We start from the raw sequence: 24784 nt of genomic DNA, 5'->3' as shown, positions 1-24784 counted from the left end.
TCCGCGCGATATGGACGTATGCTACCGTGACATAACTCACTAGATAGTTAATTAGTTCTCGCACCCTTCCCGGAAGTGATCCCCATGACCTCTCGTGACCTCGATGCCCCCAACGCCCGCCCGTCCTACCTGTGCGGTCTGATCGGCACCGGGATCTCGAAATCGCTGACCCCGCCGCTTCACGAGGCCGAGGGTCGCGCGCAGGACGTCGGGTACGTCTACCGGATCCTCGACCTCGACACCCTGGGCATGGGCGTCGAGGCACTGCCGCGGCTCCTCGACGCCGCCAAGCTCCTCGGATTCAACGGGCTCAACATCACGCACCCCTGCAAGCAGGCGATCATTCCGCTGCTCGACGACCTGTCCGACGACGCCCGCAAACTCGGCGCGGTCAACACGGTCCACATCGACGGCGGACGCCTCATCGGCCACAACACCGATTGGTCCGGATTCGCGCGCAACATGGACGAGGGCCTCGAAGGTGCGCCCATGAACCGTGTCGTGCAACTCGGGGCGGGCGGGGCCGGTGCGGCCGTCGCCTACGCCGCACTGACCCGGGGCGTCGGACACTTCACGATCATCGACGCCGACGCCACGCGCTCGGCCGCTCTGCGTGACTCGCTCGCAGCGCTGTTCCCGGACCGGGAGATCGTGGCCGGCGACCTCGCCGCCGTTCCCGCCGCGGTCGGTGCCGCCCAGGGCCTCATCCACGCGACGCCGCTCGGCATGGCGCACCATCCCGGCATGGCGCTCGACGCCGCGCTGCTGCGCCCCGACCTGTGGGTCGCGGACGTCGTCTACCGTCCGGCCGAGACCGAACTCCTCCGCCGCGCCCGCGAGATCGGCGCCCGGACACTCAGCGGAATCGGCATGACCATCGGTCAGGCCGTCGACTCCTTCCGGATCTTCACCGGCCTCGAACCGGACGCCCAGCGGATGCGTGAGCACATGGGTCTGCTGTTGGAGGCGGAGGACGCCGCCGCGCTCGCGGGCGCGTAAGGCTCATGCGTGCCACCGTGGCGCAGACTGTCACGGTGAGGTTATTGCTGCTGGCCGACACTCATGTCCCGAAACGGGCGCGAGACCTGCCCGCCCGGGTGTGGGACGAGGTCGACCGCGCCGACGTGGTGATCCACGCCGGCGACTGGGTCGATCTCCCCACGTTCGAGGCGTTACGGTCGCGCTCGGCGCGGCTCGTGGCGTGCTGGGGCAACAACGACGGCGACGACCTGCGCGCCCTGATGCCGGAGCGGGCCGACGTGACCCTGGACGGAGTGCGCATCACCGTCGTGCACGAGACCGGAGCCTCCACCGGCAGGGAGAAACGGATGTCGGCCGCCTACCCGGACACCGACGTCCTGATCTTCGGGCACAGCCACATTCCCTGGGACACCACCACCGAAACCGGTCTGCGACTGCTGAACCCGGGATCGCCGACGGACCGACGCCGTCAGCCGCACTGCACGTACATGACCGCCACCGTCCGCAACGGGAAACTCGGCGACGCGGAGTTGCACCGGCTGTGACCGGCCCCGAACGCACATCGGCGAGCAGGCCCGGAGCCTGCTCGCCGATGCGCGTGTGCTGTGAGCTGCCGAATCAGACCCGCTCGAACACCGCGGCCAGGCCCTGGCCGCCGCCGATGCACATGGTCTCGAGCCCGTAGCGGGACTCGCGACGGTCCATCTCCCGCAGGAGGGTGGCGAGGATGCGACCGCCGGTGGCGCCGACGGGGTGCCCGAGCGAGATGCCGGACCCGTTGGGGTTGAGGCGTGCGTCGGTGGGGTCGAGGTCCCAGCTGCGGAGAACGGCGAGGGTCTGCGCGGCGAAGGCCTCGTTCAGTTCGATGACACCCATGTCGGACAGCGACAGTCCGAGCTGACCGAGGGCCTTCTCCGTCGCGGGCACCGGGCCGATGCCCATCGTGCGCGGCGGGACGCCGGCGACGGCCCACGACGCCATCCGGGCGAGGGGCTTCAGTCCCAATTCCTTCGCCTTCTCGGCGGTCGTCACGATGCACACGGCGGCGCCGTCGTTCTGGCCGCTCGCGTTGCCTGCGGTGACGGTGGAGGCGGAGTCGATCTTGGAGCGGATGGCGCGGAGCTTCGACAGCGACTCCAATGTGGTGTCGGCGCGCGGGTGCTCGTCCTTGTCGACGACGAGCGGGTCCGACTTGCGTTGCGGAACCGTCACTCCGACGATCTCCTCGGCGAAGCGACCCGACTCCTGCGCGGCGACGGCACGCTGGTGCGACTGCACGGCGAGCGCGTCCTGGTCCTCGCGGCTGATGTCGAACTCGGCCCGCAGGTTCTCGGCGGTTTCGATCATGCCGCCGGGCACGGGGAAGTTCGCGCCGCCGGCGGTGACGCGCGCGCGGGCGAGCCGGTCGGCGAGTTGCACCCCTTCACCCTTGACGCCCCAGCGAATGTTCGGGTTGGTGTAGAACTCGGCCTGGCTCATGGATTCGGCGCCGCCGGCGAGCACGAGGTCGTTGCCGCCGGACGCCACCTGCAGCACGGCGGTGATGACGGCCTGCAGGCCGGATCCGCAGCGACGATCCACCTGCATGCCGGGGACGTCGATGCCGAGTCCGGCGTCGAGGGCCGCGATCCGGCCGATGGCCGGTGCCTCTCCGCCCGGGGACGCCTGACCGAGGATGACGTCGTCGATCTGGCTGCCGTCGATGCCGGTGCGTTCGACGAGCGCCGTGATGACGGTGGCGGCGAGGCTCTGGGGAGTGAGGTCCTTGAACACTCCACCGAACCGCCCGACCGGCGTCCGGAGGGGCTCGCAGATTACGACGTCACGCATGAAAAGGCCTTTCGTGAAGAATCCTCGGACAACGTCAACGGTTGACGGTGGCGAGGTCCTGTTCGATGTCGGTTGCGGTGATCCGCAGCGACGGGATGAGATCGGAATGCAGATCCTCGAGGCTGTACCGTGCGGCCGGCGTCGAGATGTTCACCGCGGCGACGGTGAGCCCGGAGGCGTTGCGGATCGGTGCGGCCATCGACCGCAGGCCCGCCTCGAGTTCCTGGTCGAGAACGCAGATGCCGTCCGCGCGGACCGCGAGAATCGCGGCCTTCAGGTCGTCGCGGGCCGTGATCGTGCGCTCGGTGAGGCGCTGGATATCGAGTTTCTCGAGGTACGCGTCGAGTTCGTCGTCGGGCAGTCCCGCCAGCAGGACGCGGCCCATCGACGTCGCGTACGCCGGCAGCCGGGTGCCGATGGTGATGCCGACCGTCATGATCCGGCTGACGGGCACACGGGCGACGTACACGATGTCGGCGCCGTCGAGGATCGACACCGAAGACGACTCGTGGACCTTGTGGCTCAACTTCTCCAGGTGCGGCTGCGCGACCTCCGGAAGCGACAGGCTCGACAGGTAGCTGTACCCGAGTTCGAGGACCCGCGGCGTGAGCCAGAACGCGGAACCGTCCGTGGCCACGTAGCCGAGTTCGACGAGGGTGAGAAGGAACCGGCGCGCGGTGGCGCGGGTCAGCTCGGTGGCGCGGGCGACGTCGCTGAGTGTGCGCCGCTGGTTCCGGTTGTCGAAGCAGCGGATCACGGCGAGGCCCCGGGCCAGCGACTGCACGTAGTCGGGGGACGGGAGGATCTTCTCCGTCGGTTCGGTAGCTGTCATGTCTGCGAATCCTCCACTGTCGACTCGGCGGCCAGGTCGGCGAGGGCCTGCTTGCCGAGGGCGAACCCGAGATTGCTGTTGGGCACTCCCGCGTAGACGGCGGTGTGGAGGAGGACCTCGCCGATGGTGTCGGCGTCGACGCCCGCGCGGAGGGCGGCCCGGATGTGCATGTCGAGTTCGTGCTCGTTACCGACCGCGGTGAGGACGGCGATCGTGAGCAGTCGGCGCAGTTCGTGGTCCAGCCCGGGGCGCGACCAGATATCGCCCCATGCGGTGCGGGTGATGAAGTCCTGGAACGGTGCCGTGAAGTCGGTGGTCCCCGCGACGGAGCGGTCCACGTGGGCGTCGCCGAGCACCGAGCGGCGCACCGTCATGCCCTGTGCGTGCGCGGCGCGTCGTCCGCGCGCGTACCCGCCGCCGGCGATGTGTTCGCGCAGCAGCGCCGTGACAGCGCCCGCCTGCTCGAGGTTCGCGACGTGGGCGGCGGGGGAGAGCACCTCGAACCGGGCGCCGGTGATGCCGTCCGCGAGGATCTGCATGACCGACGGCGGGGTGGACGGATCCTCCTCGCCCGCGATCACCAGCGTCGGTGCGCTGATGCGGGAGAGGTCGGCGGTGAAGTCCCAGTCGGCGAGGGCGTCGCAGCACGCGGCGTATCCCTCGGGCGACGTCGACGCGATCATCTCGCGGTAGTGCCGGACGAATTCCGGGTCCCGCTTGGCCAGTCCCTCGCTGAACCACCGTGCGACGACGGCATCTGCGAGCGACTCGGGACCGTCGGCGCGCGACGCGGCGGCCCGCTCGATCCATCCCTGCGGTTCGCCGAATTTCGCGGCGGTGCACAGCAGCGACAGCGACAGCACCCGCCGCGGGGTGTGCGCGCCGAGCCACTGGGCGATCGCGCCGCCCATGGACAGTCCGACGAAGTGGGCGGCGTCGACTCCGAGGGAGTCGAGCAGGGCGAGAACGTCCTCGGACAGTTCGCGGACGGAGTACGGGCCGTCCGGTGCGGGCGACTCGCCATGGCCCCGCTGATCGACGGCGACGACCCGGCATTCGTCGGACAGTGCCGCGATCTGCGGGTCCCACATGGACCGGTTGGAGCCGAGCGATCCGAGCAGGACGACGACGGGGGCGTCCGCCGCGCCGTTGCGGGGTCCGGAGATTTCGTGTGCGAGTGCGACTGTCATCGCGTTCCTTCCCGGCCGCGGGCCACTGTCTCCAGTGCGCGGTCGACGATGTCGTGGGCGTGGCCGAGGTACCCGGCAGGGTCGAGCAGGGCGCGGATCTCGTCCGCAGGCAGGTATTCGAGGAGCCCCGGATCCTCGTCGAGACGGTGTCCGCTCCGGCACGCGGCGGTGACCAGGTCACGCGCATTGTCGGTGTGGACGGACAGGGCTCCGGTGACCCGTTCCGCGAGGAGCAGGCCACCGGTGATGTCGAGGTTGCGGGCCATTGCGTCGGGGTGCACGTTCAGTCCGCCGAGCGAGTCGGCGATCCGTGCGACGGCGCCACCGGTGAGGCGCAGCAGGTCGGTGAGGGTTTCCCACTCGGCGTGCCAGGGGCCGGCGGCGCGTTGCTGTTCGTGATCCATCGAGCCGAGGATCGTCGCGACGAGTCCCGGTGTGCGGCGGGCCGCGGCGCGGGCGGCGATCGCGGCCACCGGATTGCGCTTGTGCGGCATGGCCGAAGAACCGCCGGGTGATCCTTCGCTGACCTCGCCGACCTCGGTGGTCGACAGGAACACGAGGTCGGTGGCGATCTTCGACACCGCGCCCGCGGCCGTTCCGAGCGCCGACGCGAGCAGCGCGATGCGGGTGCGGTCGGTGTGCCAGGGCACGTCCTGGCGCGCGAGTCCGAGTTCGTCGGCGAGGACGTCGGCGACGTCGAGGCCGTGCGGGTAGAGCGCGGCGGACGTTCCGGCCGCGCCTCCCAGTTGCACGGGAAGGCCGTCGAGTGCGTCGAACAGCGCGCGAGAAGCCCTGTGCAGCGCGGTCATCCACCCGGCGGCGAGGACGCCGAACGTGGTGGGCAGGGCCTGCTGGCCGAGGGTGCGGCCGGCGATCGGGGTGCCGCGCTGGGCCCGCGCGAGGGCCTCGGCGCACAGCGCCGCCTCGTCGAGGGACGCCAGCACGTGCGCGCCCGACCGACGGCACAGCAGTATCAGGGCGGTGTCGAGAATGTCCTGACTCGTGGCGCCCTTGTGCACGTGGTTTCCGGGCACCCCGGCATCGGCGGCCGCGACCTCGCTGCGGAGCAGTTTCACCAGCGGGATCACCGGATTGCCGCCCGCGGCGGCCGCGTCGCCGAGCGCCGCGACGTCCACGGAGCCGTCGGCGACGATGCGCGCGAACACCGAGGAGATCGCGTCGGCGGACACGGCGGGGATGACGCCGCACTTCGCCTCCGCCCGGGCCAGTGCCCCCTCGACCTCGACCATCGCGGTGACCCACGCCCGGTCGGAGAGCAGCGCCGACAACTCGCCGGCACCGAACGTCGGATCGAACAGGGCACCCCGGGAGGTCTCCGGAGAGTTCACGCGCGACACCTTTCTGGGTTTGCGGCCGATTACAGGGCGAAGAACGGGGTTTCCCGTCCGTCCGTATCCTGCACGTGAATCGTCAGGTGGTAACCGCGATCGGTCTTCTCCGCGATCAGCTTGGGGCGGTCGGCTTCCGGGACGACGGAGAGCACGGGGTCCGAGGCGTGGGCGTCCGTGTCCTCGGGGAAGTAGAGACGCGTGTAAAGGCGCTCGAGCATGCCGCGGGCGAACAGTCCGACGTTGATGTGCGGGGCCTCGACTGCGCCGTCCTCGGCGGGAAGGGTGCCCGGCTTGACGGTGTGCACCACGATCGTGCCGCTCTCGTCGGCGAACACGCGTGCCAGGCTGCGGAATCCGGCGGGGGTCGCCTCGGCGGCACCGCGCGGATCGGCAGGACTGTCGAACCGCCCCGCGGCGTCGGCCTGCCAGGTTTCGATCATCGCGTCGCCGATGGCCTGACCGGCGCCGTCGATGACGTTGAAGGACACGGTGATTCGTCCGGGAGCATCCTCGGGGACGGCGTCGCCGCTGTTCTCCCACGTGGGGAACAGGCCGATGTGGACGTACGGGCCGACGGTCTGGGAGGGGGTGACGCCGAACGGCACCTCGTCCTGGCTCCTGGCGAAGACCGGGTACCGCGGGGCGTCCGGGTTCTGGGTGTCGATCATCAGTGGCCTTCCGCATCTTCGAACGGGGTGGCGTCCTGGCCGCGCAGGACGATGTCGAACTTGAATCCGACGGCCCAGTTCTCCCGGGTCTGGTCGTAGTCGAACGTGCTGATCATCCGCTCGCGCGCCGCTTCGGGCACCGAGTTGTAGATCGGGTCCTGGAAGAAGAACGGATCGTCGGGGAAGTACATCTGCGTGACCAGGCGCTGGGTGAACGCCTGACCGAAGAGCGAGAAGTGGATGTGCGCGGGCCGCCACGCGTTGTGGTGGTTGCCCCACGGGTACGCGCCGGGCTTGATCGTCGTGAACTCGTAGTGGCCCTGCTTGTCGGTCAGGCAGCGCGCGACACCGTTGAAGTGGGGGTCGAGCGGCGCGGGCCAGGAGTCGTTCTTGTGGCGGTAGCGGCCGCCGGCGTTGGCCTGCCACACCTCGATGAGGGTGTCGGGGATGGGCTTCCCGGCGCTGTCGAGGACCCGGCCGTGGACGATGATGCGCTGACCCTGGGCCTCGCCGCCGTTGGCGTGGGTCATGTCGTTCTCACCCGTGGTGACGTCGGCATCGCCGAACACCGGACCGGTGCTCTCGCCGAGTCGCTGCGGGATCAGGATCAGGTCGTTCTTGGGGCTGCGCAGCCGAGTCGTCTTGTACTCGGGGAACAGCAGCGGGGCATTGGCTTCGTGCCCGGCTTGGTAGTGGGCTGGCAGATGCAGCATGGAAGAAGATCCTCACGTTCTCGATGTGAACAGTCGGCCGCTATTCGCACATAGTAGTCGCGTTCTGTGATGGGGCCAACAGGCGGTGCGCGATTTGTTCGCAATGTGGATGGGTGTTCACTACTCGAACATTTTGCGGTAGCCTGGGTCACATGGTCAACAAAGTCTTCGCAACGGCGGCCGAGGCCGTTGCCGACGTCTCCGACGGAGCGTCCCTCGCGGTGGGTGGCTTCGGCCTCGTCGGTATCCCCTCGGTCCTCATCGACGCCCTCCTCGCACAGGGTGCGACCGATCTCGAGACGGTCAGCAACAACTGCGGCACCGACGGATTCGGTCTGGGTCTGCTCCTCGAGCAGCACCGGATCCGGCGCACCATCAGCTCGTACGTCGGCGCCAACAAGGAATTCGCGCGGCAGTACCTCAGCGGTGAGCTCGAGGTCGAGCTCACCCCGCAGGGCACGCTGGCCGAGCGCATGCGCGCAGGGGGAGCGGGCATCCCCGCCTTCTACACCCCCGCCGGTGTCGGAACGCAGGTCGCCGACGGCGGTCTGCCGATCCGCTACGACGGCAAGGGTGGCATCGCGGTCGCCAGCAAGCCCAAGGAGACCCGCGAGTTCGACGGGGAGGCCTTCGTCCTCGAACGCGCCATCCGCACCGACTTCGCACTGGTCCACGCGTGGAAGGGCGACCGGCTCGGCAACCTCGTGTACCGGGAGACGGCCCGCAACTTCAACCCCGACGCCGCGGGCGCCGGTCGCATCACCATCGCGCAGGTCGAACATCTCGTCGAGCCCGGCGAGATCGACCCCGCCGAGGTGCACACCCCCGGCATCTTCGTCCAGCGTGTGGTCGAGGTCGGCAAGCAGGAAACGGGAATCGAGAACAGGACGGTGCGGGCATGAGCTGGACGCGTGACGAGATGGCGGCCCGGGTCGCGGCCGAACTCGAGGACGGACAGTACGTCAACCTCGGCATCGGCATGCCGACTCTGATCCCCGGTCACATCCCGGCGGGCAAGGACGTCATCCTGCACTCGGAGAACGGCATCCTCGGAGTCGGGCCGTACCCCGCCGACGACGAGGTCGACCCCGAACTGATCAATGCGGGCAAGGAAACCATCACCGTGGTGGCCGGCGGCGCGTTCTTCTCCTCGTCCGACTCCTTCTCGATGATCCGCGGCGGCAACGTCGACGTGGCCGTTCTCGGCGCGATGCAGGTCAGCAGTCACGGCGACCTGTCCAACTGGATGGTCCCCGGCGCCATGGTCAAGGGCATGGGCGGCGCGATGGACCTCGTCCACGGTGCGGGCAAGGTCATCGTGATGATGGATCACGTCACCAAGAAGGGTGAGCACAAGATCCTCGAGGAGTGCACGCTGCCGTACACCGGCAAGCGCTGCGTCCAGAAGATCGTCACCGACCTCGCCGTCATCGACGTCACCCCCGACGGACTGCGGCTCGTCGAGACCGCACCCGGTCACAGCGTCGAGGACGTCCAGGCGGCGACCGGCGCGAAACTCCTCGTCGACGCCACCGTCTAGAACAGGCCACCCGTCCCCGCCCGACACGAACCGCGGGCGGCGGCCGGTCGTTCTCGCGCACAATGATGGCGGACCCGTACCCTCTGGGCATGGGTGTGAGCGTGCGGGCCGCGATCAAATCCGACATCCCCGAACTGACGCGGGTCCTCGCCGACGCGTTCTTCGACGACCCCGTCATGGTGTGGATGTGGCCGGATCCCGAGCGCAGGCGGCGCGGCCTGCCGAGGCTGTTCGGGGTGGAGATCCGCCACCACCATCTCGCCGGCGGCGGTGCCGAGGTCGCCGAGGACGGGGACGGCGTGATCCGCGGCGCCGCCATGTGGGATCCGCCGGGCGGCTGGAAGGAGTCGACCTGGTCGTCGCTCGTCAGCCTGCCCGGTCTGATCCGCGCGTTCGGTCCGCGACTGGGCGTCGGCGCCACGGTCAGCGGAACCGTCGAGGACGCGCACCCGGTCGATCCCGTGCACTGGTATCTGGCGACGATCGGAACGTCGAGCGCGGGACGGGGCGGCGGCTACGGGTCGGCGCTGTTGCGGTCGCGGCTCGACCGTTGTGATGCCGAGGGAATCCCGGCGTACCTGGAGTCGAGCAAGAAGGACAACATTTCGTACTACCAGCGGTTCGGCTTCGACGTCACCGGTGAGATCCGGATCCCGGACGGCGGGCCGACACTGTGGGCGATGTGGCGGGAGCCCGTCCGCGCGAACCCTTAGGCTAAGCTCGGCAAGCCTTACCTAAGTGCATCGGAAAACCTGGTAGACGAGAGGGTCGCCGCATGAACGTGGGACAACAGAGGATCGGCGTCAGCCGACGCGGATTCCTCCTGGGTACCGGGGGAGCGCTGCTCGCGTTCGCCGCGGCCTGCAGCAGCCCGGACGGCGGCGACAGTGGCAACGGCGGCGAGCCCGACGGCCCCGTCGTCGCCCACAAGTACGGCAAAACCCAGGTGCCCACGAACCCGCAGCGCATCGTCAGCGTCGGCTACAACGACCAGGACACGATCCTCGCGCTCGGCGGCCCCCTGGCAGGCACGTTCGACTGGTACGGCGACTACCCCTACGGCGTGTGGCCGTGGGCGCAGGACCTCCTCGGCGACGCGAAGCCGGAGATCGTCGGCACGGCGTCCACCAACATCGACTTCGAGAAGGTCGCGGCCGTCGCCCCGGATCTGGTGGTCGGCACCTACTCCGGCCTCACCCAGGCCCAGTACGAGAAGCTCAGCGCCATCGCGCCGACGATCGCGCAGCCCAAGGAGTTCGCCGACTACGGCGTCCCGTGGCAGGACCAGACGCGGATTCTCGGCGACGCACTCGGCAAGAAGGACAAGGCCGCCGAACTGGTGTCCGGTGTCGAGACGCAGTTCGCCGACGTCCGCGCCGCCAACCCGGCGTTCGCGGGCAAGACGGTCCTCGTCGGTGCGCTCAAGGGGCCGGGGCAGTTCGGTGTGTACGGCCCGGAGGACCCGAAGGTCCGCTTCTTCACCGAACTCGGTTTCGTGAACCCCCCTGTGACGGAACAGATCACCGGAAACTTCGCGGAGATCAGCACGGAGCAGCTGTCGCTGGCGAACGTCGACCTCCTCGTCTGGTATGCGGGCGGCGGTTACGGCGACAAGCTGCGCGCGGAACTCGACAAGACGCCGATCTATCAGGAACTCGACGTGGTGAAGGCCGGCCGCACCATCACGCTCGAGGACGCCGCCGCCGAGGCGATGGCGTGGAGCACCGTACTGAGCCTGCCGTATGCGTTGAACGAGATCCCGCCGCGGGTCGCGCCCCTGCTCGCCTGAGACGCGGATGTCCGACGGCGTGAGCCCGGTTCGTGATACCAACGACTCGTGACCGCCATTCCTGAACTCCACGCCGGAACTCCGTTCGATGATCTCGACGACTATCTCGCGCTCGGTCGCGTCGGCGGCCTCGCGCTGTCGGCGGACGGGCGCAGGCTCGTCGTCGCGCAGTCGACGCTCGACGAGAAGTCGACGAAGTACGTCACCGCGCTGTGGGAGATCGATCCCACCGGCGAGTTCGCGGCGCGCCGGCTCACCCGCGGCCGTACCGGGGAGTCCAACGCGACGTTCACCAGCGACGGTGACCTGCTCTTCACGTCTTCCCGGCCGACGCAGGACGAGGACGATCTCCCCGACGACCTGTGGCGACTGCCCGCGCGGGGCGGCGAAGCGGTGATCGTCGCGCGACGCGGCGGCGGCATCACCGGGGTGCGTGCCGCACGGTGCGCACCGCGGTTCGTCGTCACCACCGGCGTTCTCGGTGGATCCGGCGACGCCGCCGACGACGAGCGGGTGCGCGCCGAGCGCAAGGAGAAGAAGGTCTCGGCGATCCTGCACACGGGCTACCCGATCCGCTACTGGGACCACGATCTCGGTCCCGACGTGCCGCACCTGCTGTCCGCCCCGCTGGACGCGCTCGCGGAGAACGGGCAGGAGCCGCAGCTCACCGATCTCACGCCGATGCCGGGTCCGGCGCTGCGGGAGGCGAACTACGCGCTGAGCGACGACGGCGCGTTCGTCGTGACGTCGTGGACGGTTCCCGGTCCGCTCGCGTCGATCCGGAACATCCTGGTGCGCGTCGACACCGAGACGGGGGCGCGCACCGTCCTCGTCGACGACGGCGACGCCGACCTGTCGGACCCGGTGATCTCCCCGGACGGACGGCACGTGGTGTTCACGCGGGAATCGCATGCGACACCCGACTCCGCGCCGCGATTCACGCTGCACCGGTACAGCTTCGACACCGGCACCGTCGCGGACGTGGCGCCCGGGTGGGACCGGTGGGCCACGTCCGTGGTCTGGTTGTCCGATGGTTCGGGTCTCCTCGTGACCGCCGACGACCGTGGGCGGGCACCGATCTTCGTCCTCCGCGACGGCGCGGACCCCACGCCGGTCACGACCGACGACTCCGCGTACACCGACCTGCAGGTCGCTCCGGACGGGTCCACGGTGTTCGCGCTGCGGGCGTCGTACGCGGCGCCGCCGCACCCGGTGCGCATCGACATCACCACCGGCGCCGTGTCGCTGCTGAAGGCGCCCGCGGACCTCCCCGAACTCCCGGGCACGCTGACGGAGGTCGAGACGGTCGCCGCGGACGGCGCAGTGGTGCGGGCGTGGCTCGCGGTGCCGACCGGTGCCTCCGCCCACGCGCCGGTGCCGCTCGCGCTGTGGGTGCACGGCGGCCCCCTGGGTTCGTGGAACACCTGGTCGTGGCGCTGGAACCCGTGGCTGCTGGTGGCGCGGGGATACGCCGTGCTGCTGCCGGATCCGGCGCTGTCCACCGGCTACGGGCAGGAGTTCGTCGAACGCGGCTGGGGCAAATGGGGCAAGGCGCCGTTCACCGATCTCATGTCGATCACCGACGCCGCGGTGGCGCTGCCCGAGATCGACGAGAAGCGCACCGCGGCGATGGGCGGATCGTTCGGCGGATACATGGCCAACTGGATCGCCGGGCACACCGACCGGTTCAAGGCGATCGTCACCCACGCGAGCCTGTGGGCGCTGGACCAGTTCGGTCCCACCACCGACGCCGCCTGGTACTGGCAGCGGGAGATGACGCCCGAGATGGCGGTGGAGAACTCGCCTCACCTGTACGTCGCGGACATCGTGACGCCGATGCTGGTCATCCACGGCGACAAGGACTTTCGCGTCCCGATAGGCGACGGGTTACGGCTGTGGTTCGAGCTGCTGTCGGAGTCGGGGTTGCCCGCGGACGACGACGGAGTCACCGACCACCGCTTCCTCTACTTCCCGGATGAGAACCACTGGATCCTCACCCCGCAGAACGCGAAGGTCTGGTACCAGGTGGTGCTGTCGTTCCTCTCGGAGCACGTGCGGGGCGAGGACGTCGCGCTGCCCGAGATCCTGGGCACGTAACCGGTTCGCAGGGGTCGCGCCGAGGCGGAGTCACGGCCGCCTCTCGCGGCCCCGGTCGAATTCCTTGCCGCCCCACACCCCGGATTGAGCGGTCGCCCTGGCGAAGAGCTCACAGCGGATCCGCAGCGCGCAGTGGCGGCACACGTCGCGCGCGTACGCGAAATCCTCGGTCGGGAAGGGGAACCACCGGTCCGGCTCGGGGTCGTCGCGGCACGCGGCGTCGACCCACCCGGCGGGGTCGTCGGAGGCGGGCAGCAGTGTGGACAGGGTCGTGTCCAGGACGTCGGTCATCGGGAGATCTCCCCTTTCCGGGAGAAGTCGGTCGGTGGAGGCGGAATGCCCGAGAATCTCGCGGCTACACCGCCGCGAGATTCCGCAGATCTGCCGTTGCGCCTTCGGCTCCCACAGGAGCGGCATTCCCGCCTCCTCCGGCGTGCGGTCGGCCTTCCGCTGGTTGCAGGGGGCGCAGCACGCCACGAGGTTGGCCCACGTGTTCGGGCCGCCCCGGCTCCTCGGCTCTCGATCGGCCACCGTCTCGGCGGCGCCGACACTGATCAGCACCACTGCGCGCTCCGCGGGAATCTCACAGGGCGCCTCGTATGTGACGTTGAGGACCAGCACCGCGACGCGCGACCAATTGCCGGCGTCGAGCGTGGTCGAGGGCGCGTTACGGGATACGTACCTCACGGGTGTTTCTCGGTTCTGTCGTCGGTTCGCGGCGGTGGAGTCACGCCGGGCGACGGTCGTCGATGAGGGCGTGTCAGGCGGTGCGGTGGGGCTTCGCGGCGGGCATGAGCCCGCGTTCGCCTTGCCGGCCGACGGGGAAGGAGGAGGCGTTGCCGGGGCCTGCCGGGCGCAACGCGACCGCGTGGGCAGTGGGCCGTGCGCGCATCGCTACTTCCTTCCTCGAGTCGACGTGTGAACTAATCGGAACACGTCGAGCATGGCACACCGCCGCGCCCGCGTCCTGGCATTTTCCGTGCCGCGGGACCCGCGAACTGGGGCCCTTCTAATCGGACAGGATGCGCGACACGTCCGATGGATGCGGTGAAGTGGCCGTTCAATCGCTACGGTGTTCGATACGTACCCCGAATGAAGGAGACATCGTGGCACTTCCCCAGCTCACTGACGAACAGCGGGCAGCAGCTCTCGAGAAGGCCGCCGCCGCTCGTAAGGCACGCGCGGAGCTCAAGGACAAGCTCAAGTCCGGTGACATCACCCTCAAGCAGGTCCTTTCCAAGGCTGATGTCGACGACATCATCGGAAAGACCAAGGTCAGCGCCATCCTGGAAGCCCTGCCGAAGATCGGCAAGGTCAAGGCTCAGGAGATCATGGCCAACCTCGAGATCGCGCCGACTCGTCGCCTCCGTGGCCTCGGTGACCGTCAGCGCGACGCCCTGCTGGCGCACTTCAGCTGACACGTTTCCCGGGTGTCCGCCCCACGTCGTCCGGCGCCGGGGTGGGCACCCGGATGCTTTCCCCCTCATTCCTTCGATCGAGTGCAACCTGAGGGTTGCGCAAGGAACCGCCGATGTGCAACCGTGGGGTAGCACATTGTCGAGAGGTGAGGATGATCATGAGCGTTCCGGATGCGTCCCAGGACAGGATCGAGCGCGAGATTCAGATCGACGCCCCCATCGAGCGGGTGTTCCGGCTGGTGAGTGAACCCGGCTGGTTCATCGGCGACGGGGATCCCGGCAAGACCACCACCACACGCGAAGGTGACGTCTTCGTCGTGGACTTCCCGCCGTACGGGCGTTTCCCGATACTTCCCGTGAAGTCCGACGCACCCCACTACGTCTCGTTCCGCGGCGGAGACGATCCCGCGCGGCCGCTGGTGGAGGGCGCGTCCACTCTGGTCGAGTTCTTCCTGTCCGAGCGGGACGGCGGCACCCGCCTGCGTGTCGTCGAGTCCGGATTCGCCGCCCTGTACCCGAGCGCCGAGCGTCGCGCCTCCGCTATCGAGGGGAATGTCGAAGGCTGGGAGATTCAACTCGCGTTCGCCAAGCGGGACGCCGAAAGTGGCCGGGGCGAATAGTTCGGCGGTTGATGTGTCGACCTCGCTGACCGCAGTCGGGGAGTGTGAACTCGGGTCGTTGTGTCGGATCCATTGGTGAGCAACGGGTCTGGGGTACGGCCCGAGCGTTCCCCGGTCGTGGTTCTGACCGGTTACGGCCGGGTGTGAACAGCGTGTCGCCGCCGATGGGCGGGTGTTTCGATGCATACTCGATATTCTCGAGTGGTTGCCGCATCGGATGCGGCAGACGAACCGGAGGAATCCCTTGAACGACCACCACGTGCAGCTCTTCTCCGAGCTGCACAGCACCGCAGGGTCCCAGGCAGGCGGAGAAGACGCCGGCGAGGCGCTGCGTCCCGTCGACCCGGAGCACCGCACCGCCACCGAGGTGCACCGCGCACTGTTCAGCGACCAGTAGCCGGGCCGCACGGTAGCCCCGTCGTGGGTCGTCGGTGCGTTCATTAGACTCGACGGGTGACCAGTGCAGCTCCAGAAAATCCCCAGAACCGTGCCGATGCCCTCCCGAAGAGCTGGGACCCCAGTTCCGTCGAGGATGATCTGTATCAGGGCTGGGTAGACGCCGGTTACTTCCGCGCGGACCCCCACAGTGAGAAGCCGGGCTACTCCATCGTTCTGCCGCCGCCCAACGTGACCGGCAGCCTGCATATGGGTCACGCTCTCGACCACACGTTGATGGACGCACTGAGCCGCCGCAAGCGGATGCAGGGCTTCGAGGTGCTGTGGCTGCCGGGCATGGACCATGCGGGCATCGCGACGCAGACCGTGGTCGAGAAGCAGCTCGCCGTCGACGGCAAGACGAAGGAAGACTTCGGCCGCGAACTGTTCATCGACAAGGTGTGGGACTGGAAGCGGGAGTCCGGTGGCACCATCGGCGGTCAGATGCGCCGCATCGGTGACAGCGTCGACTGGAGCCGCGACCGCTTCACCATGGACGACGGGCTCTCGCGCGCCGTCCAGACCATCTTCAAGCGCATGTACGACGACGGTCTGATCTACCGGGCCGAGCGGCTCGTCAACTGGTCGCCCGTGCTGCAGACCGCGATCTCCGACATCGAGGTGAAGTTCGAGGACGTCGAGGGTGAGCTGGTCTCCCTGCGGTACGGCTCACTGAACGACGACGAACCGCACGTCGTGGTCGCCACCACCCGTGTCGAGACGATGCTCGGCGACACCGCCGTCGCCGTCCACCCCGACGACGAGCGGTACAAGCACCTGATCGGGACCACGCTCGAGCACCCCTTCACCGGCCGCGACATCCCGATCATCGCGGACGAGTACGTCGACCCCGAATTCGGCACCGGCGCCGTCAAGATCACTCCGGCTCACGATCCCAACGACTTCGAGATGGGCCTGCGGCACAACCTGCCGATGCCGACCATCATGGACAAGACCGGCAAGATCGCCGACACGGGAACGCAATTCGACGGTCTCGACCGCTTCGAGGCGCGGGTCAAGGTGCGGGAGGCGCTCGCCGAGCAGGGGCGCGTTGTCGCGGAGAAGCGGCCCTACCTGCACAGTGTCGGGCATTCCGAGCGCACCGGCGAGTCCATCGAGCCGCGCCTGTCGCTGCAGTGGTGGGTGAAGGTCGAATCCCTCGCGAAGGCGGCGGGTGACGCGGTCCGCAACGGTGACACCGTCATTCACCCGGCAAGTCAGGAACCGCGATGGTTCGCCTGGGTCGACGACATGCACGACTGGTGCATCTCGCGTCAGCTGTGGTGGGGTCACCGGATCCCGATCTGGTACGGCCCCGACGGCGAGGTCGCGTGCTTCGGACCGGACGAGACCGCGCCCGAGGGCTGGGTGCAGGACCCCGACGTCCTCGACACCTGGTTCTCCTCCGGGTTGTGGCCGTTCTCGACCATGGGCTGGCCCGAGAAGACGCCGGAGCTGGAGAAGTTCTATCCCACAAGCGTTCTCGTCACCGGTTACGACATCCTGTTCTTCTGGGTGGCGCGAATGATGATGTTCGGTACGTACGTGTCGGAGGACGACGCCATCGCGGGGCGGGGCGAGCGAAGCGACGGGGTGTTCAGCGAAGGCAAGTCCGGACCGCAGATGCCGTTCCAGGACGTGTTCCTGCACGGCCTCGTTCGCGACCAGTTCGGCAAGAAGATGTCGAAGTCGCGGGGTAACGGCATCGACCCCCTCGACTGGGTCGACCGCTTCGGCGCCGACGCGCTCCGCTTCACGCTGGCCCGCGGCGCCAATCCCGGCAGCGACCTGTCCGTCGGCGAGGATCATGCACAGTCGTCCCGGAACTTCGCGACCAAGCTGTTCAACGCGACCAAGTTCGCTCTCATGAACGGGGCCGCGCCCGCGCCGCTGCCCGCACGAGGCGAACTGACCGATGCGGACCGGTGGATCCTCGACCGCCTCGACCGGGTGCGCGGCGACGTCGACGCAGCCTTCGACCGGTACGAGTTCAGCAAGGCGTGCGAGGCGCTGTTCCACTTCGCGTGGGACGAGGTCTGCGACTGGTACCTCGAACTTGCCAAGGTGCAGTTCGCCGAGAACGACACGGTCGCGGCGAATACGAGGGCCGTGCTCGGCAACGTTCTCGACGCGCTGCTGCGCCTGCTCCACCCGGTCATCCCGTTCGTCACGGAGACCCTGTGGAAGGCGCTCACCGGAAACGAGTCCGTCGTCGTGGCGCAGTGGCCGCAGGCGGGGGATGCCGCCGCGGATGTGGTTGCGGCGCAGCGTGTAGAGGACATGCAGCGACTGGTGACCGAGGTACGCCGGTTCCGCAGCGATCAGGGTCTCAAGCCGTCGCAGCGGGTGCCCGCGCGGATCAGCGGGATCACCGAGGCCGATCTGGACACCCAGCTCGCCGCCGTCACGTCGCTGGCCCGGCTGACGGACCCGGAGGACGGTTTCGCCGCGTCGGCCTCGGTGGAGGTGCGCCTGAGCAAGGCGACCGTCACCGTCGACCTCGACACGTCCGGCAACGTCGACCTCGGCGCCGAGAAGGCGCGGTTGGAGAAGGACCTCGCGGCCGCGCAGAAGGAACTCGCCGGGACCACCGCGAAACTCTCCAACGAGGCGTTCCTGGCCAAGGCCCCCGACTCCGTCAAGGACAAGATCCGGACGCGTCAGCAGATCGCGACAGAAGAAATCGAACGCATCACCAAGCGATTGAAGGAGCTGGAAGGCGCGTGACCTCGCCCGACTTCACGCCGGAGGAAGTCAGTCCGGTCGACCTCGCAGAGTTGACGCTGGTTGAGGCGGAACTCGACAAGCGGTGGCCCGAGACGAAGATCGAGCCGTCGCTGAGCCGGATCGCGGCGCTGATGGACATCCTCGGGTCCCCGCAGCACGGGTACCCGGCGATCCACGTCACCGGCACCAACGGCAAGACGTCGGTGACGCGGATGATCGACGCACTGCTCACCGCGCTGCACCGGCGCACGGGCCGCACCACCAGCCCGCACCTGCAGCTCGCCACCGAGCGGATCAGCATCGACGGACGCCCGGTGTCGCCGCGCCGCTACGTCGACACGTACCGGGAGATCGAACCGTACGTCCAGATGATCGACCAGCAGTCGCAGGCCGCGGGCGGCCCGGCGATGAGCAAGTTCGAGGTGCTCACCGCGATGGCGTACGCCGCGTTCGCGGAGGCGCCCGTCGACGTCGCCGTCGTCGAGGTGGGCCTCGGCGGGCGTTGGGACGCAACCAATGTCATCGACGGGCAGATCGCCGTGATCACCCCGATCAGCCTCGACCATGCGGAGTATCTCGGCGACGACCTCGCCGGGATCGCCGAGGAGAAGGCCGGCATCATCAAGAAGGGCCGCGAGGACGCTCTCGTGCCCAGCGACACGGTCGCCATCCTCGCCCAACAGACGCCGGAAGTGATGGACGTGCTACTTCGCCGTGCCGTCGAGGTGGATGCCGCGGTCGCGCGGGAGGGCTCCGAATTCACGGTGCTCGCCCGGCAGATCGCCGTCGGCGGCCAGCAGTTGGAACTGCAGGGCCTCGGCGGGGTCTACACCGACATCTTCCTGCCCCTGCACGGGGAGCACCAGGCGCGCAACGCGTCGCTCGCGCTCGCGGCCGTCGAGGCGTTCTTCGGTGCCGGCCCGGAACGGCAGCTCGACCAGGACGCGGTCCGGGAGGCGTTCGCGTCCGTCGTCAATCCCGGCCGGCTCGAACGCGTGCGCAGCGCCCCCACCGTCTTCCTCGACGCCGCACACAATCCGGACGGGGCCCGTGCGCTCGCCGCTGCCCTGACCGCCGAATTCGACTTCCGCAAGCTCGTCGGCGTCGTGAGCGTCATGGGGGACAAGGACGTCGACGGCATTCTGTCGGCGCTGGAACCGGTGTTCGACGAGCTCGTGGTGACGCACAACGGTTCGGCGCGGGCGATGGACGTCGAGAATCTCGCCAACCTCGCGGTCGCCAAGTTCGGCGACGAACGCGTCGTGGTGGCGCCGACCCTCGCGGACGCGCTGGAAACGGCGATCGGACTGGCGGAGGAGGTCGCCGAGCCCGGTGAGGCAGTATCGGGAGCGGGCGTCGTGGTCACCGGATCCGTCGTGACCGCCGGTGCGGCCCGCACCCTCTTCGGAAAGGACCCAGCGTGAGCGAGCAGGACCCCCGTACTTCGGAACCGGAGTTCGGCCCGCCGACCAAGGACCCGTGGAAGGGCTTCCGCGGCGTGGTCGCGGGATCCCTGATCCTGGAAGCGATCGTGGTGCTTCTCGCCCTGCCGGTCGTCGCGACGGTCGGCGGCGGACTCACCTGGTGGTCCGGAACGTACCTGGTGGGGCTCGCGGTGCTCATGATCCTCGGGGCCGGCCTGCAGGGCCGCCCCTGGGCGATGAAGTACAACCTGTTGTTGCAGGTGGGGCTCCTGCTCGGATTCTTCGTCCACGTGTCGATCGGTTCGGTCGGAGTGGTCTTCGCGATCCTGTGGGGCTACCTACTCTACTTCCGGCGCAATGTGCGTCAGCGAATGGAGCGGGGCCTGCTGCCGGGTCAGCGCGGCTGACCATTTAGGCTGTGCGCCGTGACTGAGCGCACCCTTGTCCTGATCAAGCCCGATGCCGTTGCCCGCGGATACGTAGGAGAAATCCTCGGTCGTATCGAGCGGAAGGGTCTCACGATCTCCGCGCTCGAGCTGCGCACCGCTCCCGGCGACATCGCCGCCGCCCACTACGCCGAGCACGAAGGCCGCCCGTTCTACCCCGGCCTGCTGGAATTCATCACCGGCGGCCCGCTCGTCGCGGCCGTCCTCGAAGGTCCCCGGGCAATCGCGGCCTTCCGTCAGCTCGCCGGCGGCACCGACCCGGTCGAGAAGGCCGTTCCGGGCACGATTCGCGGTGACTTCGGGCTCGAAGCGCAGGAGAACCTCGTCCACGGCTCCGACTCGGTCGAGTCCGCCGAGCGCGAGATCGCCCTCTGGTTCCCCCAGCTCGCCGCCAACTGACCCACCCTCTCCACCCACCCCTCGATCCACCGACCTGCCCTCCGGGCCGGCGGCGCCATCGTGAACGGAACCTGTTCCAGAACGATACGTGCGCCGCTGGCACGGACCGCGGCACACGTGTGGGATACTGAGGGTGGTCGGACCGCAATTTGTGCACCACGTGGCTTCGACCGGATGACACCACGGCTCGATGCCCTTCATCGCTGCCCCTGCGTCAACAGGAAATACCTGGGCGTATCGGCACGCTGGATGATCAGGCGCTCGCACCGCGGACCACGGCCATCCGCAAGGCACTACATGGGTGTGCAGTGAAAACGGACACTGCACGCGCTGTGTGGAGCGAGACCAGACAATCTCGCGCTCACATTTGGGGCGCGAGTACACATAATGCGCCCTCGCGTGGCCGCGTGACATTCCCTGACAGGGGAGTGGACGCGCCCGGGGGCTGAGGAGACTACGTGGCCGATCAAGCGCCGCCCACAAATTCAGAGCCGAACGATACGGCCACCGCCGGGAGCGCGGTTCCCGCTCTTCCGGAGAAGATTCGCGTTCACGCCCTCGCGAAGTTGCTGGGCGTCACGAGCAAGCAGGTTCTCGCCGAGGCCGCGGCCCTCGGACTGGAACTGCGCAGTGCGCAGTCGAGCCTGCAACGCGAGATCGCCGAGCGGGTATATGCAGGATTCACCGCTGCGGAGACCGCTCCCGCCGAGGTTGCACCGGAGGCACCCGTCGAGGAAGCTCCCGTTGAGCCGGCTGTGGCACCGGAGTCTCCCGCCGAGGAAGCCCCGGCCCCGGAAAGTCCAGCTCAGGGAAGTCCGGCTCAGGAAAGTCCGGAACCTGTCGCCGAGGAGGCCGCGGTTTCCGAACCCGACCTCGGGCGCGACCTGTTCACCACCGCCGCCTACCAGGCCGAGGCGCCCGCTGCCGAGGAACCGGCCGAGACTTCCGCCGTGTCTCAGGTCCCGCTCTTCCTGCAGCCCGACCTCGCGGCGGTCGAGACGCCGCCGCGTCGCCGGCGCAGTCGCCGGGACGCCGGGACGCCGGAACCCACCACCGAGCAGCCGCCCGTCGCCGAGGCGCGCGAGGACGTCGCCGAGCCCGCGAAGGCCACGGACACCGGCACCGCAGACACCGAATCGGACGAGTCCGACGTCGACGGCGATCAGCCGCGCCGACGCCGTCGCGGCCGTCGCGGCCGTGGTCGCGGACGGGGCGAACAGCTGAACGAGCAGGACACCGATACCGACACCGAGGGTGCCGAGGCCGAGGAGTCTGCGCGCGAGGGCCGTGAGGACAAGGGCACCGAGAAGGGCGCGGAGACCCCGAGCCCGGAGCCCGAGGAGAAGCCGAAGAATGAGTCCGAGGAGAAGCCCGCGGACGCCGAGCAGGCGGAAGCGGAGTCCGGGGACGAAGAGACCGGCGAGGGTGACTCCGACGGTTCGAGCCGTCGTCGCCGCCGTCGGCGCCGTCGCAAGTCCGGTGGCGAGGGGTCGGGAGACGCCACGTCCGAGGACGATCCGCCGAACACCGTCGTCCACGAGCGTGAGCCCCGCAACAAGAGCCGCTCGAAGGACGAGGTCCAGGGCATCACCGGTTCGACGCGGCTCGAAGCGAAGCGTCAGCGTCGCCGCGACGGCCGCGATGCCGGTCGTCGCCGTCCGCCGATCCTCACCGAGTCGGAGTTCCTGGCACGCCGCGAGGCCGTCGACCGCGTCATGGTCGTGCGCGACCGTCTCGCCGCCGGGCAACCGCACGCGACGACGCAGGTCGCCGTGCTCGAGGACGGTGTCCTCGTCGAACACTTCGTGACCACGTCGGCGTCTGCCTCGATGGTCGGCAACGTGTACCTCGGACGCGTCCAGAACGTGCTGCCCAGCATGGAAGCGGCGTTCATCGACATCGGCCGCGGCCGCAACGGCGTGCTGTACGCGGGTGAGGTCAACTGGGAGGCCGCCGGCCTCGGTGGCAACTCCCGCAAGATCGAGCAGGCGCTCAAGCCCGGCGACCAGGTGCTGGTCCAGGTCAGCAAGGACCCGGTCGGGCACAAGGGTGCGCGGTTGACCACGCAGATCAGCCTCGCGGGCCGGTTCCTCGTCTACGTGCCGGGCGGCACGTCCACCGGGATCAGCCGCAAGCTGCCCGACACGGAACGCAAGCGCCTCAAGGACATCCTGCGCGACATCGTGCCCTCGGACGCCGGAGTCATCATCCGGACCGCGTCGGAGGGAGTGAGCGAAGAGGAACTCGCCCGCGACGTGACGCGCCTGCAGGAACAGTGGGCCGGGATCGAGGCGCAGGCAGCGAAGGCGGAATCCGGCAAGTCCGGCAACCCGCAGGCCCTCTACGAGGAGCCCGACCTTCTCGTGAAGGTCATTCGCGACCTGTTCAACGAGGACTTCTCCAAGCTCGTGATCGAGGGCGAGAAGGCCTGGTCGACGGTCGAGTCGTACATCAAGTCCGTCGCGCCCGACCTCATGCCGCGGCTCGCGCAGCACACGTCGGACAACGGTGTCGACGTCTTCGAGGCGCACCGCATCGACGAGCAACTGGCGAAGGCACTCGACCGCAAGGTCTGGTTGCCGTCCGGCGGCACGCTCGTGATCGACCGCACCGAGGCCATGACCGTGGTCGATGTCAACACCGGTAAGTTCACCGGTGCCGGCGGAAACCTCGAGGAGACCGTCACCCGGAACAACCTCGAGGCTGCCGAGGAGATCGTCCGGCAGATGCGTCTGCGGGACATCGGCGGCATGATCGTCGTCGACTTCATCGACATGGTGCTCGAGTCGAACCGCGACCTGGTGCTGCGACGCCTGACCGAGGCCCTGGGCCGCGATCGCACCCGCCACCAGGTGTCCGAGGTCACGTCGCTGGGGCTCGTGCAGATGACCCGGAAGAAGCTGGGCACCGGCCTGGTCGAGGCGTTCTCCACGACGTGTGAGCACTGCCACGGCCGCGGCATCATCGTCCACGCCGAGCCGATCGAGGTGAGAACCTCCGATGACACCGGTGCACGCGGGTCTTCCCGCGGCGGCGACTCCGGCGGCTCCCGCAAGAAGCGGGGACGCGACAAGTCGTCCGGCGGGGACGCCCCGCAGGTTCCCGCGCACGAGGAGACCCCGACGGTGGACGCCACCGTGAAGCGGGCTCACCCGGTCGCTCTCGCGATGGCACACCACCATCACGAGGAGGAGGAGGCAGCGCACAAGGCGGAGGCTTCGGCCGCGGACGAGGCGCAGCTGCCCGGGATCGAGGAGGCCGTGGCCGAGGCGCCCGCAGCGGTGGCTGCGGAAGCCGTCGTGGCGCCCGAGGCCGAGGTCGCCGTCGTCGAAGAGGCTGTCGTCGAGGAAGCCGTGGAAGCTGCGGCCGAGGCGCCTGCTGTCGAATCGGCACCGGCCGAAGCGGCACCGGCCGCCGAGACCCCGGAACCCGTCGTGGAGCGCGCACCCGAGCCCACCCCGGAACCCGAGCCCACCCCGGAACCCGAGCCCGCACCGGAGCCGGTGGCCCCGACGCGGCGCAGGAGTCGCCGGGTGTCGAGGGCGGCGGCAGCGCCGGTATCCGAAACCCCCAGCGCCGGGACCGTGTTCGTGATTCCGACGCCGGAGCCCGGCGCGGAGCACGCACCGGAACCGGAGCCGGCCATGTCGGCCTCGACCGTGAGCGGACCGGCGGCGTCCTCTTCGGACGGCGCGGATCCGCAGGCAGCGCCGCGCAAGCCGCGTCGTCGCCGGGCCGCGGCACGTCCGGCAGGCCCGCCGGTCGACGCCGACCACTGATCAGGGAACGCGGGAAGGCAATCGACGCCGGTTTGTACGGAACGGTTGCCTTCCTGTAACCTTGACCAGTCGCTACTCGGCGATGAAGGTCAGCTGTGCCCTCACCTGTGAAGGCTGCGCGATCTCGACCGAGCTAGCCGTCACACCAGACCAGTCGCGCACACTGTGGCGCGAGCAAGTTCGAAGAAGCAAGGGGTAGCCCTCCGATGGCAACGTACGCGATCGTCAAGACCGGCGGAAAGCAGTACAAGGTCGCTGTTGGTGACCTCGTCAAGGTCGAGAAGATCGAGGGTGAGCCCGGCACTGCTGTCTCGCTTGCTCCCGTTCTCGTCGTCGACGGATCCGACCTGACGACCGACGCCGACAAGCTGGCCAAGATCTCGGTCACGGGTGAGGTCGTCGAGCACACCAAGGGCCCGAAGATCCGGATCCACAAGTTCAAGAACAAGACCGGCTACCACAAGCGTCAGGGCCACAGGCAGAAGCTGACGGTCCTCAAGGTCACCGGCATCAAGTAACTAGAGCTTCAGAGCTGATTTCACCC

The 24784-nt window shown here is 68.8% G+C and carries 24 protein-coding genes and 1 pseudogene; 16 read left to right on the top strand and 9 right to left on the bottom strand.

Annotated features, from left to right (window positions below):
- The first annotated feature begins 84 nt into the window (after nt 1-84).
- Nucleotides 85-999: a shikimate dehydrogenase gene (locus MLGJGCBP_RS38885; protein WP_160102545.1), complete on the top strand. Its 915-nt coding sequence runs from the start codon at nt 85-87 to the stop codon at nt 997-999.
- Nucleotides 1000-1034: 35 nt separating this feature from the next.
- The gene (locus MLGJGCBP_RS38880) at nt 1035-1526 is read left to right on the top strand and encodes a metallophosphoesterase family protein (protein WP_160102571.1); all 492 of its coding nucleotides are present in this window, start codon (nt 1035-1037) and stop codon (nt 1524-1526) included.
- A gap of 73 nt (nt 1527-1599) precedes the next feature.
- Here MLGJGCBP_RS38880 and MLGJGCBP_RS38875 read toward each other — a convergent pair whose 3' ends face one another.
- The 6 genes from MLGJGCBP_RS38875 to pcaH are packed head-to-tail and all read right to left on the bottom strand — an operon-like array spanning nt 1600 to nt 7566.
- Nucleotides 1600-2811, bottom strand: coding sequence for an acetyl-CoA C-acetyltransferase (locus MLGJGCBP_RS38875; protein ID WP_087559489.1), 1212 nt, complete (start codon nt 2809-2811; stop codon nt 1600-1602).
- A gap of 34 nt (nt 2812-2845) precedes the next feature.
- Nucleotides 2846-3643: an IclR family transcriptional regulator gene (locus MLGJGCBP_RS38870; RefSeq protein ID WP_087559490.1), complete on the bottom strand. Its 798-nt coding sequence runs from the start codon at nt 3641-3643 to the stop codon at nt 2846-2848.
- The gene (gene pcaDC, locus MLGJGCBP_RS38865; RefSeq protein ID WP_160102543.1) at nt 3640-4833 is read right to left on the bottom strand and encodes a bifunctional 3-oxoadipate enol-lactonase/4-carboxymuconolactone decarboxylase PcaDC; all 1194 of its coding nucleotides are present in this window, start codon (nt 4831-4833) and stop codon (nt 3640-3642) included. The genes MLGJGCBP_RS38870 and pcaDC overlap by 4 nt, the downstream gene beginning before the upstream one ends.
- The gene (gene pcaB, locus MLGJGCBP_RS38860) at nt 4830-6182 is read right to left on the bottom strand and encodes a 3-carboxy-cis,cis-muconate cycloisomerase (protein ID WP_160102541.1); all 1353 of its coding nucleotides are present in this window, start codon (nt 6180-6182) and stop codon (nt 4830-4832) included. Before pcaB ends, pcaDC begins: the two co-directional genes overlap by 4 nt.
- Nucleotides 6183-6211: 29 nt before the next feature.
- Complete coding sequence (pcaG, locus tag MLGJGCBP_RS38855) at nt 6212-6853, bottom strand: protocatechuate 3,4-dioxygenase subunit alpha (protein WP_087559493.1); 642 nt, start codon at nt 6851-6853, stop codon at nt 6212-6214.
- On the bottom strand, nt 6853-7566 hold the full coding sequence (gene pcaH, locus MLGJGCBP_RS38850) for a protocatechuate 3,4-dioxygenase subunit beta (RefSeq protein WP_087559494.1): 714 nt from the start codon (nt 7564-7566) through the stop codon (nt 6853-6855). Before pcaH ends, pcaG begins: the two co-directional genes overlap by 1 nt.
- A gap of 152 nt (nt 7567-7718) precedes the next feature.
- Between pcaH and MLGJGCBP_RS38845 the strand changes: the two genes are divergently transcribed.
- The 5 genes from MLGJGCBP_RS38845 to MLGJGCBP_RS38825 all read left to right on the top strand — a co-directional run bounded on the left by MLGJGCBP_RS38845 (nt 7719) and on the right by MLGJGCBP_RS38825 (nt 12992).
- Entirely contained in the window at nt 7719-8468 is a 750-nt protein-coding gene (locus MLGJGCBP_RS38845) for a CoA transferase subunit A (RefSeq protein WP_160102539.1), read from the top strand.
- The gene (locus MLGJGCBP_RS38840) at nt 8465-9106 is read left to right on the top strand and encodes a 3-oxoacid CoA-transferase subunit B (RefSeq protein WP_087559496.1); all 642 of its coding nucleotides are present in this window, start codon (nt 8465-8467) and stop codon (nt 9104-9106) included. The genes MLGJGCBP_RS38845 and MLGJGCBP_RS38840 overlap by 4 nt, the downstream gene beginning before the upstream one ends.
- A gap of 89 nt (nt 9107-9195) precedes the next feature.
- Nucleotides 9196-9819 (top strand): GNAT family N-acetyltransferase, encoded by a 624-nt coding sequence (locus tag MLGJGCBP_RS38835; RefSeq protein ID WP_160102569.1) that lies wholly within the window; start codon nt 9196-9198, stop codon nt 9817-9819.
- Between the two features lie 62 nt (nt 9820-9881).
- Complete coding sequence (locus MLGJGCBP_RS38830; protein ID WP_160102537.1) at nt 9882-10895, top strand: iron-siderophore ABC transporter substrate-binding protein; 1014 nt, start codon at nt 9882-9884, stop codon at nt 10893-10895.
- Nucleotides 10896-10943: 48 nt separating this feature from the next.
- A complete protein-coding gene (locus MLGJGCBP_RS38825; protein ID WP_160102535.1) occupies nt 10944-12992 on the top strand; it encodes a prolyl oligopeptidase family serine peptidase in 2049 nt (682 codons plus the stop codon).
- Between the two features lie 30 nt (nt 12993-13022).
- Here MLGJGCBP_RS38825 and MLGJGCBP_RS38820 read toward each other — a convergent pair whose 3' ends face one another.
- The 3 genes and pseudogenes from MLGJGCBP_RS38820 to MLGJGCBP_RS53350 all read right to left on the bottom strand — a co-directional run bounded on the left by MLGJGCBP_RS38820 (nt 13023) and on the right by MLGJGCBP_RS53350 (nt 13884).
- A complete protein-coding gene (locus tag MLGJGCBP_RS38820) occupies nt 13023-13283 on the bottom strand; it encodes a WhiB family transcriptional regulator (RefSeq protein WP_160102567.1) in 261 nt (86 codons plus the stop codon).
- A 54-nt stretch (nt 13284-13337) separates the two neighbouring features.
- A pseudogene (locus tag MLGJGCBP_RS38815) lies at nt 13338-13679 on the bottom strand (HNH endonuclease); the annotation flags it as partial.
- Between the two features lie 73 nt (nt 13680-13752).
- Nucleotides 13753-13884, bottom strand: a complete 132-nt coding sequence (locus MLGJGCBP_RS53350; RefSeq protein WP_268960811.1) for a hypothetical protein — start codon at nt 13882-13884, stop codon at nt 13753-13755.
- A 214-nt stretch (nt 13885-14098) separates the two neighbouring features.
- Between MLGJGCBP_RS53350 and mihF the strand changes: the two genes are divergently transcribed.
- The 9 genes from mihF (at nt 14099) to rplU (ending at nt 24758) form a co-directional block, all read left to right on the top strand.
- A complete protein-coding gene (mihF, locus tag MLGJGCBP_RS38810; RefSeq protein WP_005248100.1) occupies nt 14099-14410 on the top strand; it encodes an integration host factor, actinobacterial type in 312 nt (103 codons plus the stop codon).
- A gap of 152 nt (nt 14411-14562) precedes the next feature.
- Complete coding sequence (locus tag MLGJGCBP_RS38805; protein WP_160102533.1) at nt 14563-15030, top strand: SRPBCC family protein; 468 nt, start codon at nt 14563-14565, stop codon at nt 15028-15030.
- Between the two features lie 244 nt (nt 15031-15274).
- Nucleotides 15275-15427, top strand: coding sequence for a hypothetical protein (locus tag MLGJGCBP_RS38800; RefSeq protein WP_009474026.1), 153 nt, complete (start codon nt 15275-15277; stop codon nt 15425-15427).
- 56 nt (nt 15428-15483) lie between these two features.
- On the top strand, nt 15484-18192 hold the full coding sequence (locus MLGJGCBP_RS38795) for a valine--tRNA ligase (protein ID WP_160102531.1): 2709 nt from the start codon (nt 15484-15486) through the stop codon (nt 18190-18192).
- Entirely contained in the window at nt 18189-19616 is a 1428-nt protein-coding gene (gene folC, locus MLGJGCBP_RS38790; RefSeq protein ID WP_160102529.1) for a bifunctional tetrahydrofolate synthase/dihydrofolate synthase, read from the top strand. Before MLGJGCBP_RS38795 ends, folC begins: the two co-directional genes overlap by 4 nt.
- Nucleotides 19613-20023 (top strand): DUF4233 domain-containing protein, encoded by a 411-nt coding sequence (locus MLGJGCBP_RS38785; protein ID WP_160102527.1) that lies wholly within the window; start codon nt 19613-19615, stop codon nt 20021-20023. The genes folC and MLGJGCBP_RS38785 overlap by 4 nt, the downstream gene beginning before the upstream one ends.
- 18 nt (nt 20024-20041) lie before the next feature.
- Nucleotides 20042-20461, top strand: coding sequence for a nucleoside-diphosphate kinase (gene ndk / locus MLGJGCBP_RS38780; RefSeq protein WP_087559506.1), 420 nt, complete (start codon nt 20042-20044; stop codon nt 20459-20461).
- Between the two features lie 458 nt (nt 20462-20919).
- Nucleotides 20920-24240 carry a translation initiation factor IF-2 N-terminal domain-containing protein gene (locus MLGJGCBP_RS38775; protein ID WP_160102525.1) on the top strand — a complete coding sequence of 1107 codons (3321 nt, stop codon included), beginning with the start codon at nt 20920-20922 and terminating at the stop codon, nt 24238-24240.
- A 206-nt stretch (nt 24241-24446) separates the two neighbouring features.
- Nucleotides 24447-24758 (top strand): 50S ribosomal protein L21, encoded by a 312-nt coding sequence (gene rplU, locus MLGJGCBP_RS38770; RefSeq protein WP_005248081.1) that lies wholly within the window; start codon nt 24447-24449, stop codon nt 24756-24758.
- The last annotated feature ends 26 nt before the right edge of the window (nt 24759-24784 follow it).

The sequence above is a fragment of the Rhodococcus sp. T7 genome (genome assembly GCF_009872365.1).
Taxonomy (GTDB): domain Bacteria; phylum Actinomycetota; class Actinomycetes; order Mycobacteriales; family Mycobacteriaceae; genus Rhodococcus_F.
Note: the sequence above shows the minus strand (reverse complement) of the source record. Positions and strands in the feature narration are given on the sequence as shown.